13 protein-coding genes and 2 tRNA genes are annotated in these 16,813 nt (G+C 64.3%); 3 read left to right on the top strand and 12 right to left on the bottom strand.

What is annotated here, in order from left to right:
- Positions 1-98: 98 nt before the first annotated feature.
- A complete protein-coding gene (locus QRN52_RS13850) occupies positions 99-1,670 on the bottom strand; it encodes a Na+/H+ antiporter (RefSeq protein ID WP_284753357.1) in 1,572 nt (523 codons plus the stop codon).
- Positions 1,671-1,844: 174 nt separating this feature from the next.
- On the bottom strand, positions 1,845-2,501 hold the full coding sequence (locus QRN52_RS13845) for an NAD(P)H-binding protein (protein ID WP_284753356.1): 657 nt from the start codon (positions 2,499-2,501) through the stop codon (positions 1,845-1,847).
- A 538-nt stretch (positions 2,502-3,039) separates the two neighbouring features.
- On the opposite strand from QRN52_RS13845, the gene QRN52_RS13840 reads away from it, so the two are divergent.
- On the top strand, positions 3,040-3,996 hold the full coding sequence (locus QRN52_RS13840) for a LysM peptidoglycan-binding domain-containing protein (protein WP_284753355.1): 957 nt from the start codon (positions 3,040-3,042) through the stop codon (positions 3,994-3,996).
- Between the two features lie 298 nt (positions 3,997-4,294).
- On the opposite strand, the gene QRN52_RS13835 is transcribed toward QRN52_RS13840, so the two are convergent.
- The 8 genes from QRN52_RS13835 to QRN52_RS13800 form a co-directional block, all read right to left on the bottom strand.
- Positions 4,295-4,501: a hypothetical protein gene (locus QRN52_RS13835; RefSeq protein WP_284753354.1), complete on the bottom strand. Its 207-nt coding sequence runs from the start codon at positions 4,499-4,501 to the stop codon at positions 4,295-4,297.
- A gap of 391 nt (positions 4,502-4,892) precedes the next feature.
- Positions 4,893-4,969 (bottom strand) — tRNA-Met (locus QRN52_RS13830).
- A gap of 62 nt (positions 4,970-5,031) precedes the next feature.
- Positions 5,032-5,103, bottom strand: a tRNA-Thr gene (locus QRN52_RS13825).
- 119 nt (positions 5,104-5,222) lie between these two features.
- Positions 5,223-5,606, bottom strand: coding sequence for a LysM peptidoglycan-binding domain-containing protein (locus tag QRN52_RS13820; protein ID WP_284753353.1), 384 nt, complete (start codon positions 5,604-5,606; stop codon positions 5,223-5,225).
- Positions 5,607-5,840: 234 nt separating this feature from the next.
- Positions 5,841-8,024: a DEAD/DEAH box helicase gene (locus tag QRN52_RS13815; protein ID WP_284753352.1), complete on the bottom strand. Its 2,184-nt coding sequence runs from the start codon at positions 8,022-8,024 to the stop codon at positions 5,841-5,843.
- A 426-nt stretch (positions 8,025-8,450) separates the two neighbouring features.
- Positions 8,451-9,113 carry an MOSC domain-containing protein gene (locus QRN52_RS13810; RefSeq protein ID WP_284753351.1) on the bottom strand — a complete coding sequence of 221 codons (663 nt, stop codon included), beginning with the start codon at positions 9,111-9,113 and terminating at the stop codon, positions 8,451-8,453.
- A 21-nt stretch (positions 9,114-9,134) separates the two neighbouring features.
- A complete protein-coding gene (locus tag QRN52_RS13805) occupies positions 9,135-9,809 on the bottom strand; it encodes a response regulator (RefSeq protein ID WP_059387283.1) in 675 nt (224 codons plus the stop codon).
- Entirely contained in the window at positions 9,806-11,290 is a 1,485-nt protein-coding gene (locus QRN52_RS13800; RefSeq protein ID WP_284753350.1) for a sensor histidine kinase, read from the bottom strand. Before QRN52_RS13800 ends, QRN52_RS13805 begins: the two co-directional genes overlap by 4 nt.
- Positions 11,291-11,382: 92 nt before the next feature.
- On the opposite strand from QRN52_RS13800, the gene QRN52_RS13795 reads away from it, so the two are divergent.
- Positions 11,383-12,555, top strand: coding sequence for an acyl-CoA dehydrogenase family protein (locus tag QRN52_RS13795; RefSeq protein WP_284753349.1), 1,173 nt, complete (start codon positions 11,383-11,385; stop codon positions 12,553-12,555).
- Positions 12,556-12,571: 16 nt separating this feature from the next.
- Here QRN52_RS13795 and QRN52_RS13790 read toward each other — a convergent pair whose 3' ends face one another.
- Entirely contained in the window at positions 12,572-13,933 is a 1,362-nt protein-coding gene (locus tag QRN52_RS13790; protein WP_284753348.1) for an MFS transporter, read from the bottom strand.
- On the bottom strand, positions 13,930-14,457 hold the full coding sequence (locus QRN52_RS13785) for a winged helix-turn-helix transcriptional regulator (protein WP_284753347.1): 528 nt from the start codon (positions 14,455-14,457) through the stop codon (positions 13,930-13,932). Before QRN52_RS13785 ends, QRN52_RS13790 begins: the two co-directional genes overlap by 4 nt.
- A gap of 176 nt (positions 14,458-14,633) precedes the next feature.
- On the opposite strand from QRN52_RS13785, the gene QRN52_RS13780 reads away from it, so the two are divergent.
- The gene (locus tag QRN52_RS13780; protein WP_284753345.1) at positions 14,634-16,766 is read left to right on the top strand and encodes a phosphocholine-specific phospholipase C; all 2,133 of its coding nucleotides are present in this window, start codon (positions 14,634-14,636) and stop codon (positions 16,764-16,766) included.
- Positions 16,767-16,813 lie beyond the last annotated feature (47 nt).

Below are 16,813 nucleotides of genomic sequence, written 5' to 3'. Positions count from 1 at the left end.
GACACCCATCCAGCATCCCGGACCACCAGCCCGAACTTTAGGAGACACGCCCTAGGCCTTCGGCGTCTCGTCCGGCCGGTTCCTACCGGTGCCGGCGGCTATTCCGGCATCGCCATCGTGCGGAGGTCCAACTGGCGCAGGACCCGGTCGGCGACCTCAGGATCAGTACCAGGCTCGCTCCGCGCAGCGACCACTTCCTGCCGTGCGGCGTCGAGGGCGATGGTCTGGACCGCGATCGCCAACTCCCGGCCGCGCTGGCGCTTTTCGGCGTCCGACTCGTTCTTCAAGGTCCCGTCAAGCAGCTCGGCATGCAGGCGCGTCATCTTTTCCTTGACGAGGGCCACCTTGTCCGCCGGCAGCTCCTTCATCAGATCGTGTTCCTTGAGCGCGGAGATAGCGGCGGTCTGGGCGCGCTTGGCCAGGAGGCGCGCAGCATCCTTCTCGTGCGAGCCGTCTTCGGATGCCTTGAGCACGCGCATGAGCCAGGGAAGGGTAAGCCCCGGCACCACCAGGGTGGCGAGCAGTACGGCGCAGGCGGTGACCAGGATCTCGTGCCGGGCAGGGAAGTCGCCGCCGTCCGCAGTAGTAAGCGGAAGGGCCAAGGCGAGTGCGAGAGTCGCGAGGCCGCGCATGCCGCACCAGGTCAGGATCAGGACTTCCTTGGGAGAGGTCGGCTGCAGCAGGTTCTTCCGCTTGCGGGCCGAGATCGCCAAAAGCCCGAGCCAAGCGAAGCGGACAACAAATACCAGCACGCAGACAACCGCCGCCGTGCCGATCATGCCAAAAATGGCTGCACCTTCGTCCCGGATCACATGCCGGATCTCCAGCCCGACCAACCCGAACGCCAGGCCCGTGGCGAGGAGTTCCACCACGTCCCAGAAGGCCGTGCGGGTCACGCGCTCGGCGGCGTCCTGGGACCGCGCGTGCCGCTGTGTCTCAAGCGCGGTGACGACGACGGCGATCACCCCCGAAGCGTGCAGTTCTTCGGCCAGGATGTAAGCAGCGAATGGAATCACCAGGGTCACGGCACTTCGGGCCACCATGGAGGTGACGAGCTTGGTGATCAGCCTTGTCAGCCAGCCCATCGCGATGCCGACAATGACGGCGAGGGCTGCACCGATGACGAATTGGAGCACGACGCCGGCGCCCAGCTTGGTGCCGGCGACCGTGGCCGCCACCGCGGCCTGGAAGATCACGATCGCGGCGGCGTCGTTGAACAAGCCTTCGCTCTGCAGCACAGTGATGAGCCTGCGGGGCATGTGGACGCGGCCTGCGACGGATTCAACCGCCACGGGGTCCGGCGGAGCCACCATGGCACCCAGTGCAATTGCCGCCGGAATGCCGATCCCTGGAATCATGAGCCACGCGGCTCCGGCAACGGCCGCCGTTGAGACCACAACGAGCGCTACAGCCATAAGCACAAGCGTCCGCCACCGGACCCGGAACACCGCCCAGGAACTCTTCTGGGCGGTCGCAAAGAGCAACGGCGGGAGGAAGATCGGCAGGATCAGTTCAGGCGCGAGCTCAAAGTCCGGGAACCCCGGGATGAAGGTCATCGCCGCAGCCAGCAACAGCATCAGCACCGGGTACGGGAGCCGCAAGCGGTCCCCCAAACCCACGGCCAAGACCGTTGCAAGCAGCAATCCAACAATGAGTGCCAACTGGTCCATGTTCCCGAATTCCCCATACTCCCGTGGGCCCACGCCGCCAGGGTTCCCTGGCCGAGCTCGCGAGGCGAGGGTGGCGGTGGGGACTAGTAGCGGCAGCGTCCCGGGCATATACCGCCGGGACTAGCCCTACCAACATATCCCGGCTGGGCGCGGCCCCGGCCCGGTTTGATGCAGCTAGGACGCCGTGAGGGCCTCCACCACAGGCACCGAGCCGTCCCTGAACTCGATGGTGCGGCGGATAGTCTCGGGCAGTTCCAGGACGGCGGCAGCCACCAAGGCAACATTGGCCCGCGAAGTTTCCGTCCCGGTACCCGGGTCCGCGGGGCTTACCTCAATGAGCGCAGACCCCGGATTGCTGGTCAGTGCGCCCGGGCCGAGAATCGTCCAGTCGAGATCGGTTGCACGCAGGTACTCGTCCGCCGCGGCTTTGGCTTCCGCGTAGGCGTAGAAGCTGTTGCCTTCGGGAACGCCGTGGCTGGGTCCGGCACCGAAGTAGGACACCATCACATAGCGGGCAACGCCCGTTTGCGCCGCTGCATCCATCGAGCGGATGGCAGCGTCCCTGTCCACGGCATACGTACGTTGCGGATTGCCTCCGCCTGCGCCGGCGGACCACACCACAGCGTTGTGGCCGTCGAGCGCAGAGGCGATCTCCGCCGTCGTCGAATTCTCGACGTCGAGTACTACTGGGGCCGCGCCCGTCACTGTGACGTCGGGCGCGTGTTCCGGATTGCGGATGAACGAAGTGACCGCGTGGCCCTCGTTGCTCAGAATGCGGGACAGTTGCAAGGCCACCTTGCCGTGGCCGCCGATGATTGCGATTCGACTCATGGACCCATTCTGTCGCAGTGGTCAAGCCCTCCCCACGACGGTGGATACATTTCGAAAAGTAATCCCTCCGCATTTCCGGAACGCGTTGGCGAATTCGGCAATTCTTCGGATAAATATGACTTGTAATTACTAAGCAGGCTTAGTTTATGGACAATCATGTTCCCGCCCGCGGTCTGGCGGTCCCGGTTCTGCGGGCACCCTCCCGCCACCGAAGGAGACTTGCGAGTGTTTGGCGGACGGCTGGAAACAAAAGCAAGTGGCACCCACTCGTGTGGAGTGATTTCCATATTTCTACACTCAAATCACCTGCAGCAGGAAAAGGAATGCCTCGTTCATAAATCTCATTGATGGATTTATCCAAATAGCCGGGTTTCAACCCGGTGAAGGGTTTTATCCGAAATGGGCGGAATTGAGGCCTTCCTCAGTGCTGCGCATTTAAGCAAAAGGGTCTCAACACGCGCCATCCCCTGCGCCTGCGTATCACTTCCAGGACCAGCCAACCGACCGGTCCCAGAACGATGAATTACGGGGATCTGACATGTATCAGCAGGAGTTCAGGCACAGCGGGATCGGTGGAGGCAGCGTCTTCGCCCTGATCTCCGCGGGGGGAAGGACACTCACCAGGTACAAGGCATCAATAGCCACCTGGGCAATTGTGGCTATGGTCGCCGTTTCGGCGGTGACGATGCACAACTACGCACAAGTGCTCGCGCCGGCAGGGACGAGCACCGCAATCGCCCCGCGCGTCGGCTCGGGAGCCGGGATCTCCGCACCTTCGCCGGCCGCTGCCAGTCCGACGCCGGTTGAAAGTCCCGCCCCGGCAGCCACGCATGCGCCAGCACAGGCACAGCCACCGGCCGCCGTCGTGCCGCCAGCGCCCGCTGCGGCGCCGGCCGCAGTCGCAGCTCCACCCGCTCCGGCTCCTGCGCCTGACACCAACGCCTACACGGTGGTCAGCGGCGACACTGTTGGATCGATAGCCGCCAGGTTCGGCGTCGACGTCAACGCAATGCTGGCAGCCAACGGGCTCAGCGCATATTCCGTCATCGTGCCCGGCCAGGTGCTGAAGCTGACAGGACCGCCTGTTGCCGCACCCGCAGCCCCGGCAGACCCCCCGGCTCCCGCACCAGCCCCGGCTCCTGCGCCTGCTCCCGCACCGGCTCCGGCGGTGCGGACAATCTACGTTGCGGGTTCAGGCGGCCAGGCCGCTGTGGACAGTTGCATCGGCCCGATCCACTTCACCCCCACGGACGCCTACTCGCTGTTCATTACCGAACATGATTTCTGCGGTGGATGGGCACGGTTCTCGGGCATCGGCGTCGGCGAGACGGTAAGCATCCCCGGTTACGGCACGTACACCGTGACAGCACGCGGCCAGGTGCCCCAAGGCGGGACCACCAACAACGTCGCAGCGGTCTTCGGCGGCTTTCCACGGGCGATACTGCAGACGTGCATCCCGGGCACCAACCAGATGCTGGTGATCGCACTGAACTAAGGCCGGTCCCGGCGGCGAGGCTTGTGGGCGCGTCCATCCCGACCCTCTTTGAATCCGAGGAGGCCTCCCCCGCGGCGTGTCGCCGGCGTGTTGCACGGCATCGCTTTTCAAAGAAGGTCAGGACGGGAGGCCACCGGGCTCCCCACCAGGCCTCGCTCAATAACCTCGACTTTGGGAGACTGGATCAAGACCTGAGAACGGGGCGAACTTGGACGGACAACAATGGATCTGGGTTGCGACGGTGCTGGTCGTCGCCGCGATAGTAGCCATGGTCATGGCCTTTGGACGCCGGTGACAGTCACCGGTTGATCGCAAACGCGTCCCGGACCTGGCCCTTCTGGACAGGCGCACCGGCATCGCGGCTCGGTTGTGACAGCTCAGGGCGCGACAACTTCGTGTACTTCCGCTTCTTGTGCCACAGCACGAGCAGGTGGAATGAACACATCAGCACAACGGTGATGCCAACGAAGACCACAAGGTCAAAGAGATAGCGGCCAAAATCCACGAGCAGGGATGCCTTTCGGTCCGGACAACCACCTGATCGTAACTGGAGATAGCCCGCAGACGAAACGGTCCCGATACAGGGTGAACCTCAAGGAAACACTAAGAAAAGATCAAGATTCGCTTAAGACTCCGAGAAGCGCCGCCACCCGAGGATTGGGGGACACCCAAGTGGCGGCGCCTCTAAAAACTATCGGCAGCTCGCGGGCGCTCTCAGCTTTTCGGCAGGATCTTTACGAAATCTTTACGGAAAGTGCACAGCAGGCTTGCGGGTGGCGATCAGGACCAGGGGAAGACTTGGCTTGCCGGCGGAAGGGCGGCTTCTTCGATCGGCATCCGGATCGCCGCAGCCATTCCCGGAAACGAAAAAATCCCCGCCGTAGCGGGGATTTTCTTGGTAGCGGTGGGGAGGCTCGATCTCCCGACCTCACGATTATGAGTCGTGCGCTCTAACCAACTGAGCTACACCGCCACGAATGAGAAAAACCTGCGTCAAGCCGGTCAAAAACCGCCTTGACACAGGCCCTCATTCAGAGCCCCCCACCGGAATCGATCCGGTGACCTCGTTCTTACCAAGAACGCGCTCTACCACTGAGCTAGGGGGGCAACGAGTAAATACTCTACCGGACGATTTCTCAGGCAACAAATCGGCTGCGGGACAGGGAAAAACCGCGCCGACACAATTTGCACCCGCACCCGATCCTTGATCCAAAAAGGGGCTGAAACTAGGGCAGACGAAGTACTTGGCCCGGGTAGATGTGGTCCGGGTTGGGTACGGTATCTGTGTTCACGGCGATCAGGGCATCCAAGTCCACGCCGAACTGCATGGCGATGCCGCTCAGGGTATCGTCTGCCTCCACGACGACTTCGGTGACCTGCCCTGCGCTGGCGGCGGCAGCACCGGCGTCGGCGGCTACGGGGCCAGACGCTGCGGGGCCAGACGCTGCGAGAGCTTCCGCTTCCGCTGAAGGCTCCGACCCGGACCTTTGGACCGTCTCCCCCGTTGACGCTTCAACGGCCTCCTGCGGGGTCTCCGAAGCCCGTTCAGCCGCCTTCTGCCCGGCCTTGTCGAAGCCGAGGTTCTTCTTCAACCCATCGAGGAATCCCATGAACCTAGCTTTCCACAGCCGTGCCTGCATCGTCCTCCCCATGTTTGGTCTGGGAAAGCGTTTACGACACGGCGGGTCGGTCATTCTTGAACCTCCGGGCCGGCAGACATGGGGAAAACGGTACAGCCGAGCGTGCTCCGAACGCGGGCCGGCGTTAGACCCGGGTCACCGTTAAACAGCCAGAGGCCGGCTCGAAAGCCGGCCTCTGACGAGAAACCCAGGAACTAGTCCTGTTTACCACTTGCCCTTGCGGTTGAAATCGCGGTTGCCTGCGTCGCCGCCAGTGCGCGGCTTGCGAGCACCGCGGTCGCCGTAGCTGCCCGTCCCGGTACCGGCGCTGCTGCGCTCGCTGTAGGAACGGCCGCCGCGGTCAGCGGAAGAACGCTCGCCACCGGAGTAGCCGCCACGGTCGCCTTCAGTTTTACGGAACTCCTTTTTGAAGCCACCGTTGCCCTTGAAGTTTCCGCCACGGTCTCCACCGGAGTAGCCACCACGGTCCCCGCCGCGGCTGCCACCGGAGTAACCGCCACGCTCGCCGCCGCGGTCAGAGGCCGGCTTGCGACCGTTGTCCAGCTCAAGGTGAATCAGCTCGCCGCCGATCCGGGTGCGGGAAAGGGCACGCAGTTGCTCGGGGCTCAGGTCCGCCGGGAGCTCCACCAGGGAGTGGTCCGAGCGGATGTCGATGCCGCCGATCTGTGCCGAGGAGATGCCGCCTTCGTTGGCAATGGCGCCAACGATCGAACCCGGCATGACGCGCTGACGGCGTCCGACGGCGATCCGGTAGGTGGCGTTGCCCTCGGTCAGGGCGCGGGTCGGGCCACGGGAACCGAAGCCGTCCTTGGAGCGCTCGCGCTTCTGGAATTCCGGTGCGGCCGGCAGTTCCTTGACCAGGAGCGGCTGGCCGCCCTGTGCCATGACTGCCAGTGCAGCTGCGATCTCCGAAGCCGGAACGTTGTGCTCTTCTTCGTAGGAGGAGATCAAGTCACGGAACGCTGCAACATCCTCGGACTCGAGGGTCTCCGTGATCTTGTCCGCGAACTTGCCCAAGCGCAAGGTGTTGACCGTCTCGGCGGTGGGCAGGTGCATCTGCTCAACCGGCTGGCGGGTGGCCTTCTCGATCGAACGCAGCAGGTACTTCTCCCGCGGCGTCATGAAGAGGATGGCGTCGCCGCTGCGGCCTGCACGGCCGGTACGGCCGATGCGGTGGACGTAGGACTCGGTGTCGTGCGGGATGTCGTAGTTGACCACGTGGCTGATGCGCTCAACGTCAAGGCCACGGGCCGCGACGTCGGTGGCGACCAGGATGTCGATGCGGCCTTCCTTCAGCGCGTCGACAGTCCGTTCGCGCTGCTGCTGCGGAATGTCACCGTTGATGGCGGCAGCCTGGAAGCCGCGGGACTTCAGCTTGTCAGCGAGGTCCTCGGTTGCCATCTTGGTGCGCACGAAGGCGATAACGCCGTCGAACTCTTCCACCTCGAGGATGCGGGTCAGCGCGTCGAGCTTGTGCGGGCCCATGACCTGCAGGTACCGCTGGCGGGTGTTGGCGCCGGTGGTGGTCTTGGACTTGACCGAGATCTCGGCAGGGTTGTTGAGGTACTGCTTGGACATGCGGCGGATCTGGCCCGGCATCGTGGCAGAGAACAGCGCAACCTGGCGGTCTTCCGGGGTCTGCTGGAAAATCTGCTCAACGTCCTCGGCGAAGCCCATGCGGAGCATCTCGTCGGCTTCGTCCAGGACGAGGTACTGCAGCTCGGACAGGTCCAGGGATCCCTTGGAGATGTGGTCGATGACGCGGCCCGGGGTACCGACAACAACCTGTGCACCGCGGCGCAGGCCAGCAAGCTGCGGGCCGTAGGCGGAGCCACCGTAAACGGGGAGGACCGTGAAGTCATCGATGTGCTTGGCGTACGAGGTGAAGGCCTCGGCAACCTGGAGTGCAAGCTCGCGGGTCGGAGCGAGAACCAGGGCCTGGGTCTTGCGGGACGGGCCGTTGAGGTCGTGGAGTTCGGCCAGGCGGGACAGTGCCGGTACTGCGAATGCTGCAGTCTTACCGGTACCGGTCTGGGCCAGGCCTACGACGTCGCGGCCTTCGAGCAACAGCGGAATGGTTGCTGCCTGGATGGGAGACGGCTTCTCGTAGCCGACGTCCTGCAGGGCCGCAAGGACGCGGGGGTCGATTCCGAGGTCGACGAAGCGGATGCCCTCTTCCTCGTCTTCGACGGGTGATTCGGCCTGAGCCGCAGCCGGGGCCGGGGCCTCAACGGAAGTCTCAGCGGGTGCCTCAACAGAGGCAGGAACCTCGGCGGGCGCCGCAGCCTCGATGAACTCAGCGGCGGGTGCGGTTTCGGCGACCTCGACGGCGGTCTCTGCTGCTTCGGCAGACTCGGCGGCGAAAGGGTCGTTCAGGTTTTCGGGCATAGGGGAAAGTTTCCTCATCCATAGGGGGCCAGTCGGCGCGGCCCGGTTGGGCTTGGCCGCAGTACACGTTGCGGGCAGAAGAACCAGGAGGCTCTGGTGCTCGCAAGAAGTCCGGCGCTGTCGCAATCCCATGGCAGGACTTCCCGCTGCATCTCTTGGCTGCTATCTCAGCAGTCTGTACAGCGTTTTCTTCGCCCGGCTCTCCCTATGAAACTGCCCACACACATTTGCGGGCCCCAACACTGACCAGTCCTGCCTCAAGAATTGGGCAGGAAAAAGGGATTTCCGGAGTGGGGGATATTTCAATTGTAGGGCACAGATTAGTCCCCTCGCGACATTACTGTCGACGGCGGCGGTGAGCTTGCGCACAAACGCGCCCTGAGCGCCCTCAAGACCGCCACCAGGACGGCCGTTCGAAGGCGGCCTTCAGGCGTCCACCCCGTTGCGGCGCATGAGCTTTTCGAAGGTGTCGTGGTAGTCGGACTGCAGGAGAACTTCTCCGTCCGCCTCGGCGTCGAGCAGCAATTGCATGTCATCGAGGTTGGGGTTGCTGAACCACTGCCCCACCGTAATGCCGTGTTTCGGCACAAACAGTTTGTGGATGTAGTCACCGGCCGAAATGGAGCCGGTCTTCACCACGCGCAGGTAGGTGCCGACCCGCCCTGCTTCCGTGAAGCGCTTGACCCACTGTGGTTCATTCATCCGGCGCTGGAACGTTGCGCACGGCACGCGCGGGGATGTGACTTCGACTTCGACGTCCAGGCCGATCTTCCACCGTTCTCCGATCACGGCGCCGCTGGTCTCGATGCCGGCAACGCGGAGGTTCTCCCCGAAGATCCCGGCGGGCATGTCCCGCTGGAGTTCATTCGCCCAGAAATCGGCATCGGCCTGGGAGTACGCGTAGAGCGCTTGGTCCTCGCCGCCGTGGTGGATCCGGCTAGCCTGGATGTCTCCGTGGATTCCGAGCTTGTGGACCTTCACCGGCCCGTCAACGGGGCGCTTGTCAATGGCCGTCACTCCTACCGACCCTTCGGGATCGGGCAGGAGCTCGTGTACCCGGCAAACAGCAAGCAACGATGCGGTATCCATGACTACAGTCTACGTACGCAGCTACGGATCGAAGCGATATCCCATGCCGGCCTCGGTGTGAAGGTGGCGCGGCTGTGCGGGGTCGCGTTCGAGCTTGCGCCGGAGCTGGGCAATATAGACACGCAGGTACTGGGTCTCCTTGGCGTAGGCCTGTCCCCAGACCTGGGTGAGGATCTGCTGCTGGCTGACCAGCCGTCCGGCGTTGCGCACCAGCAATTCCAGGATGTTCCATTCCGTGGGCGTCAGCCGCACTTCCGCGCCGTCTTTGGTGATCTTCTTTCCGGCCAAGTCAACCAGGAAGTCGGCGGTCTGGAGCGTCGGCGCTTCATGCCGGGGCGCTGCCCGCCGCGAGGCTGCACGGAGCCTGGCCAGGAGTTCGTCCAAGCCGAAAGGCTTGGTCACGTAGTCGTCCGCTCCGGCGTCGAGGGCCTCTACTTTGTCTTCCGAACCGTGCCGGGCGGACAACACGATAATCGGCATGGTGCTCCAGCCGCGGATTCCCTTGATCACATCCACGCCATCCATGTCCGGCAGTCCGAGATCGAGCACCACGATGTCCACGGGCTGCTGGGCCGCCGCCTTGAGGGCGTCTGCGCCGTTACCGACGCTGATAGCGCGGTAGCCGTGGGCATGGAGGTTGATCTGCATTGCCCGGGCGATCTGGGCTTCGTCCTCCACGATCAGCACGAGGCTCATGGCCGCCCTCCTGTCCACAGAGGGAGTGTGACCACCATGGTCAGCCCGCCTCCCGGCGTCGCCTCAGCCATGAGCGTACCGCCCATGGCTTCGGTGAATCCCTTGGCGACAGCGAGTCCCAGGCCGATTCCACTGCGGCCGTCCCGGCTGGATGGAGAATCATCGAGTCGTTGGAAAGGCTGGAAAAGCTCCAGTACGGCCGCGGGTGCGATCCCCGAACCATGGTCCATCACCCGCAGTTCGCTCGCCGGCCGACCTTCCACCGTGATACCCGCACCGGTCCGCGCCACGAGCACAACATCGGAATCGGGCGCGTATTTCACTGCGTTCTCCACGAGGTTCGCGACGACGCGTTCCAGCATCCCGGCGTCGGCCTCTATATACGGGAGGTTGGCCGGCAGCTCGTTGCGGATGCGCTCCTCCGGCACGCCGCGCAAAGCCTCCGGCAGGATCTGGTGCCAGCCCAGTCCGCGCAACAGCGGGTTCACGGCATCCGCGGTGATACGCGACATGTCCAGCAAGTTATCCACCAAGTGATCCAAGCGGTCCGCGTAGTCCTCGATGGTGGCCAATAGTTCGCGCTCGTCTTCGGGGGCGAAGGTCACGTCTTCCTGGCGCAGGCTGCTGACGGCAAGCTTGATGCCCGCCAGAGGAGTGCGGAGATCATGGGAGACGGCGCGCAGGATGGAGGTCCGCATTTTGTTGCCTTCCGCCAACCGCGCGTTGTCCCGCCTGCTCTTGACCAACTGCTGCCGCTCCCGCACTGCCACCACGAAGGCACCGAACGCGGCGAGCATGCGGCGATGCTGTTCGGAAAGGGGCCCGCCGCGGAGCAGGAGGGTGTAGTTGCGATCGACGACGGCGGCATGGTCGGCGGCCGCATGGGTCACCGGCGGTTGAATCCCGGAGCTTGCAAGGACCTGCCAGCCGGGGACGGGGGCGTCGGGAGAGTCAAACGTGGAGAGCAGCGTCACTGCGTCCATCCCGAGGTTGACACGGATCTTGTCCAGGAAAGACTCGAGGCTGCCGTCCGAGCTCAGGATACGGAGGGCCAATTCGCTGAGGGCTTTTGCCTCGGCGCCGGAATGCGCGGCTTCCTGGGCCCGTCGGGTCGCCAAACCGACGGCGAGCGCCACGCCGCACGCCACAGCGAGGAAGATGACCAGGGTGAAAAGCGTGGCGGGATCCGCGATGGACAGGGAGCCCACCGGATCGGCCGAAAAGTAGTTCAAGAGCATGCTGCCCAGGACGGCCGACACCACAGCCGGCCACAAACCCCCGATTGCGGCAACCGCTGCCGAGACGGCCAACTGGAAGAGCATGATCATGGCGAAGTTCCGGTACTGCAGCACCGATACCAGGACTTCGATGGCGACGGGCAGCAGCAGTGCCAGGACCAGGCCCGCCAGAATTCGGCGTCGTCCAATCCCCTTGACTGCCGGTAGCGGCAGTCCTATTGCGTTCACGTCCGCCGCGGCCATGGCTCAATTCTGGCACGGAGCAGGTGGCGCTACCTGCGTCGCTTGTTCCTTCAGGCCGCTGCGGGCAACATGTCCGGCCTTAGGATGCTGGCATGAGCCATTCAACGACGAATACCTCCGATGTCCTAGCCCTCGATTCCCTCTTGAGCTCCGAGGAACTGGAGCTTCGCGAGAAGGTACGCGATTTTACGGACCAGCGGATCCGGCCGAACATCGCCCGCTGGTACGAGGACGCAGTGTTCCCGCGGGAACTACCGGCGGAACTCGGCGAACTCGGCGTCCTTGGCATGCATCTGGAGGGCTACGGCTGCCCGGGCCGCACCGCCGTCGAATACGGCCTCGCCGCGATGGAACTCGAGGCCGGCGATTCCGGCATCCGCACCTTCGTGTCCGTCCAAGGCTCCCTGGCCATGACGGCGATCCAAAAGTGGGGCAGCGAAGAGCAGAAGGAACAATGGCTCCCGCGCATGGCTGCCGGCGAACTGGTCGGCTGCTTTGCCTTGACGGAGCCGACGGCGGGTTCGGACCCGTCGTCGATGGCCAGCTTTGCCCGCCGTGACGGCGAAGGCTGGGTCCTGAACGGTTCGAAGCGTTGGATCGGGATGGCCTCGATCGCCGACGTCATGGTGGTGTGGGCAAACACAGACGACGGCATCCGGGGCTTCCTGGTTCCGGCTGGCACCCCGGGAGTCACCGTGACTCCCATCGACGCGAAGCTCTCCATGCGTGCCTCGATCCAGTGCAATCTAGTGTTCGACGCCGTCCGGCTGGGTCCGGAGGCCCTCCTCCCGGGCGCACTGGGCCTCCGCGGCCCGTTCTCTTGCCTCAACGAGGCACGCTACGGGATTGTCTGGGGTGCCATGGGCGCCGCCCGAGACTCCTACGAGGCGGCGCGCGAATATGCCGGAAGCCGCATGCAATTCGGCAAACCCTTGGCCGGCTACCAGCTGACCCAGGAGAAGCTCGTGAACATGCTCCTGGAGATTGAGAAGGGAACCCTGCTCGCGCTGCATCTTGGACGGCTCAAGGATGCAGGCAAACTGCGCCCGGAACAGATCTCGCTGGGCAAGCTCAACAATGTGCGGGAGGCAATCGAGATCGCCCGCGACGCCCGTACCATTCTGGGTGGCAACGGCATCACGCTGGACTACCCGCCCTTGCGCCATGCCAACAACCTGGAATCCGTGCGCACCTATGAAGGGACGGACGAGGTACACACCCTCATCCTGGGCCAGCACATCACGGGCATCCCGGCTTTCCGATAGCTTCCTGGGCGCGGGGTCAGGCTCCGACCGGGACGGGTTCCTTCTTCCCCGCATCTTTGCGGATGGTCGCGCTGATGACGGCGGCCACTGTGCACATCGCGGCGGCCCCGATCCATGCATAGGTGTAGTGGCCCGTGGCGTCGCGGATGTAACCCGCCAGCAACGCGGCGGCCGCGGCTCCGAGCTGGTGCGCAGCGAAGACCCAGCCGAAAACCACCGAACCGTCCGCCCCGAACACCTTGCGGCAGATGGCCGCCGTCGGGGGCACAGTGGCTACCCAGTCCAGGCCGTACACCACCACGAACAGGATCATGCTGGGTTGCACGGTGGAGCCCAAAAGCACGGGCAGCACCAGCAGCCCGACCCCACGGAACTGGTAATACACGGCCAGGAGCACCTTGGGATTGAAGCGGTCCGTCAACCAACCGGAAGCGATGGTGCCCACAATGTCGAAGATCCCGACGACGGCCAGCAAGCCCGCCGCCGTGGTTTCCGGCATGCCGTGGTCGTGCGCCGAGGGAATGAAGTGGGTGCCGATCAAGCCGTTGGTGGTGGCACCGCAGATGGCGAAACCGGCAACCAGGGCCCAGAAGGTGCGCACTTTGCTGGCGCGCTTGAGGACCTGCAGTGCCCGCACGGCTGCGTTGGGCGTCTTGGCACCTTCAGCGTTGGCGGATTCCGCAACCGGGGCGGCTCCCGCCGTCGTCGGCTGCTCCTCTTCGGCACCGTAAGGTTGGACCCCGACGTCGGCCGGTGAGTTCTTGAGCCAGCGCAGCACGAGCGGCACTACGGCGAGCGCACCGGCTGCGATCAGCAGCGAGGCGCCGCGCCAGCCCGGGCTCTGCGCGAGCACCGCGATGAAGGGCAGGAACACGAGCTGCCCGGCGGCGCTGCCCGCTGTCAGGATGCCGATCACCAGTCCGCGGTTCTTGGAGAACCACGTGTTGGCGATGGTGGCTGCGAAAACCAGGGCCATGGAGCCGGTACCGAGTCCGATCAGCACACCCCAGGTCAACAGGATTTGCCAGGACTGGTTCACGAACACCGTCAAGGCGGAGCCGAGGCCGATCAGGCAGAGGGCGATCGAGGTCACAGTGCGGATGCCGAAGCGTTCCATGAGCGCGGCAGCGAAGGGCGCCGTGAGGCCGAACAACACCAGGTTGATGCTGACGGCGAGCGACAGCACGGTGGTTGACCAACCGAATTCCTGCTGTAGCGGCACCATGAGGACGCCGGGGGCTGCACGGAATCCGGCTGCGCCCACAAGTGCCAGGAACGCGACGGCGGCCACCATCCAGGCGGGGTGGAGGCGCCGCTTCCGCGGAGCCTTACCGGCTGGTTTGCCGGCGGAAAGTTCGGTGGGATTGGGTGCGGTCATGCGGAGGGCTCCGATTCGTTCGGGAGGTCGCGTGTGGCGGGAGCTGTGGCCAAGGCCAACGGGTGTTCCGATCGCGTGAGGCTATGCCAGCTGGTGTTGGCTGCCGTCAGGCGGGACCCGCAATGGGAGCAAGTATCCGCAGACGCCGTCGGCAGTCCACAACGGTTGTGGATCACGCGCATGTGGGCATTGTCCGTCGGCGCGTCGAGATGCTTTTCGGACCAGATGATGATGGCGTTCAGGACAGGCAAAGCATCTTCGCCCTTGGGGGTAAGGACGTACTCTTGGCGCGTTCGGGCGCCGTCCAGGTAGGGCCGTTGGGCGAGGAGGCCCGCCTCAACGAGCCAAGTCAATCGCTTGCTGAGGACGTTGTCTGCGATCTGGAGACGGGTCTTGATGGCATCGAAGCGGCCGTTGCCGAAGAAGACCTCCCGTAGCACCAGGCTTCCCCAGGGGTCTCCGAGGATATCGAGGCCGCGCGCAAGGCTGCACGTCCGCTCGGACCAATCGGATCGTAAAGGCATGGTTCGAGATTAGCTGGCTTTTCTAAAGAAAGCTAGGCTTTATCGCCAGTGGCCTCTGTCCGTGGCCATCAAGAGACCGCACGGTGGCCGGATGGTGTCTTGGAATTTCACCGAGGGTTTATCTAGGGAGCCTAGATTCGCAGGGTCAACCCCGCTTATGAAAGGCACCCTCTTCGATGTCAACGGACACCCCGCAAACGAAGAACCATTCCAACCCTGGAATCTCCCGACGAGGCTTCCTCGGCACCGCCGCCGCAGCCACAGCCCTCGCAGCCACGGGTTCGCTGCTGCCGCCTTCGGTCCAGGCAGCCATGGCCAAACCGGTGGCACCTGGAAGCCTCCAGTCAATCAAGCACGTCATCGTGCTGATGCAGGAGAACCGCTCCTTCGACCACTACTTCGGTTCGCTCCGCGGCGTACGCGGCTATGCAGACAAGTCCATCACCCGGCTGCCCAACGGCCGTTCAATGTTCGAACAGCCCCGCGCCACCGGCGAAAGCGTCCTGCCGTTCTCGCTCCGCAAAGCCGCGGAGCTCGCGGGGCGGCCGGATTCGGATATCCAGTACCTGAACGCCTTGGACCACTCTTTCTCGGGCACCACTGCAGCGTGGAACCACGGCTGGTGCGACAAGTGGGTCCCGGCCAAGAGTGCCTCCACGATGACGTTCTACGAGCGCTCGGACATTCCCTTGCAGTACGAGCTCGCTGACACTTTCACGATTTGCGATGCGTACCACTGCTCCGTGAACGGCTCCACCAACCCCAACCGCAACTACCTCTGGAGCGGCACCACGGGGACCGAACCCGGCAGCACCAAGCGTGCTGTAACGAACGCCGCCTACAGCTACGACCATGGCGGCTACAACTGGACCACTTACCCGGAACGGCTGGAACAGGCCGGGCTTTCGTGGCAGATCTACCAGGATTGGGACAACTTCACGGACAACGCGGTCGAATACTTCCAGACATTCAAGGCGATCGGCCACAAAATGCTCGCGTCCGTGGACGGAAACCTGCGCACCACGGAGGAGTTCTACGACAAACTCGCGGGAAAGACGCCCGCCGAACAGGACCGCCTTCTCGCCCAGTTGGAACAAGCCCGGCGGCTCCTGAGCGACGCCGAGAAGGCCCTCTTCGACAAGGGCATGCGCCGCGGCCGCCCGGACACCCTCTTGCAGCGCCTCAGTGCGGACATCAGCGCCGGTTCCCTGCCGCAGGTCAGCTGGCTCGTGCCCTCCGCCGCCGATTCCGAGCACCCCAGTTCCTCCACGCCCGTGGGAAGCGCCAACTTCGTCTACCGGCTCCTGGACACTGTTGCCAGCAACCCGGACCTCTGGGCAAGCACCGCCATCTTCCTGAATTTCGACGAGAACGACGGCTACTTCGACCACGTTCCCCCGCCCGTTCAGCCGCGCCCGGAATCCGGCGAATCCACGGACTGGACCACGGCCTTGCCCGTTGGCCTCGGCCCCCGCGTCCCCATGACCGTCGTCTCACCGTGGACCATCGGCGGCTACGTAAGTTCCGAGGTCTTCGACCACACTTCCGTGATCCGTTTCCTGGAACGCTGGACCGGCGTACAGGAACCGAACATTTCGCCGTGGCGCCGCGAGGTGTGCGGTGACTTGACCGGCGTCTTCAATTTCGACGCCGCGGGCGCGCCGCCGGTCCTGGACCACCCGGGTCCGGTTCCCGCCAAGATTTCCCGCTGGCGGCCGAATCCGCCGGCCGTGCAGGTGGCACCCATCCAGGAATCCGGAAGCCGCCCGGCCCGCCCGCTCCCCTACCGGCCACGAACATCCGCTGCGGTGACGGCCAGCGGCCTCACACTGTCGCTGGACAACAACGGCACGCAGTCTGCCCACTTCACCGTTTACGGCTACGCGGGCGAGGTCACCGAACCGCGGCACGTCGATGTGAAGGGTCCTGCGACAGTGCAGTTGCCACTTGCCGGAGGCTCTTTCGACCTGATCGTCACCGGCCCCAACCGCTACCAGTACGAGCTGAAGGGCACGACGGCGGGTGCCGCGGCCGGCGTCGACGTCACCGTCAACGGCCCGCGCGGCCAGAAGGCCGTGGAAATCGAATTGCGCAACAACGGAAGCAAGACCGTTCAGCTGAACATCGCAGCGCTGCAGTATGTCGGCGATGCGGACCAGCAGGTCTTGAAGCCGGGCCAGAAGAAAAAGATCGGCCGGCAGACCCTCCAAGGCTGGTACGACGTCGAAATCACCTCGCCGGACGATCCCTCCTTCCGTCGCCGCCTCACTGGGCGCGAAGAAGATGGCCAGGTGGGCGTCTCCGGCTAGGGAAACCCCACTCCTGACCATGTTTGAACGAGGATCGGCCGGGACAC

Origin of the sequence: Arthrobacter sp. efr-133-R2A-120 (assembly GCF_030209835.1) — a bacterium.
Lineage (GTDB): Bacteria > Actinomycetota > Actinomycetes > Actinomycetales > Micrococcaceae > Arthrobacter.
This window is presented reverse-complemented; position numbering and strand designations above follow the sequence as displayed.

What these genes read in the sequence shown, in the direction of transcription:
- QRN52_RS13790 (WP_284753348.1), bottom strand. Translation starts at nt 13,933, where the DNA reads ATGACCGCACCCAATCCCACCGAACTTTCCGCCGGCAAACCAGCCGGT.
- QRN52_RS13800 (WP_284753350.1), bottom strand. Translation starts at nt 11,290, where the DNA reads ATGGCCGCGGCGGACGTGAACGCAATAGGACTGCCGCTACCGGCAGTC.
- QRN52_RS13780 (WP_284753345.1), top strand. Translation starts at nt 14,634, where the DNA reads ATGTCAACGGACACCCCGCAAACGAAGAACCATTCCAACCCTGGAATC.
- QRN52_RS13785 (WP_284753347.1), bottom strand. Translation starts at nt 14,457, where the DNA reads ATGCCTTTACGATCCGATTGGTCCGAGCGGACGTGCAGCCTTGCGCGC.
- QRN52_RS13845 (WP_284753356.1), bottom strand. Translation starts at nt 2,501, where the DNA reads ATGAGTCGAATCGCAATCATCGGCGGCCACGGCAAGGTGGCCTTGCAA.
- QRN52_RS13815 (WP_284753352.1), bottom strand. Translation starts at nt 8,024, where the DNA reads ATGCCCGAAAACCTGAACGACCCTTTCGCCGCCGAGTCTGCCGAAGCA.
- QRN52_RS13805 (WP_059387283.1), bottom strand. Translation starts at nt 9,809, where the DNA reads ATGAGCCTCGTGCTGATCGTGGAGGACGAAGCCCAGATCGCCCGGGCA.
- QRN52_RS13840 (WP_284753355.1), top strand. Translation starts at nt 3,040, where the DNA reads ATGTATCAGCAGGAGTTCAGGCACAGCGGGATCGGTGGAGGCAGCGTC.
- QRN52_RS13810 (WP_284753351.1), bottom strand. Translation starts at nt 9,113, where the DNA reads ATGGATACCGCATCGTTGCTTGCTGTTTGCCGGGTACACGAGCTCCTG.
- QRN52_RS13820 (WP_284753353.1), bottom strand. Translation starts at nt 5,606, where the DNA reads ATGGGATTCCTCGATGGGTTGAAGAAGAACCTCGGCTTCGACAAGGCC.
- QRN52_RS13850 (WP_284753357.1), bottom strand. Translation starts at nt 1,670, where the DNA reads ATGGACCAGTTGGCACTCATTGTTGGATTGCTGCTTGCAACGGTCTTG.
- QRN52_RS13795 (WP_284753349.1), top strand. Translation starts at nt 11,383, where the DNA reads ATGAGCCATTCAACGACGAATACCTCCGATGTCCTAGCCCTCGATTCC.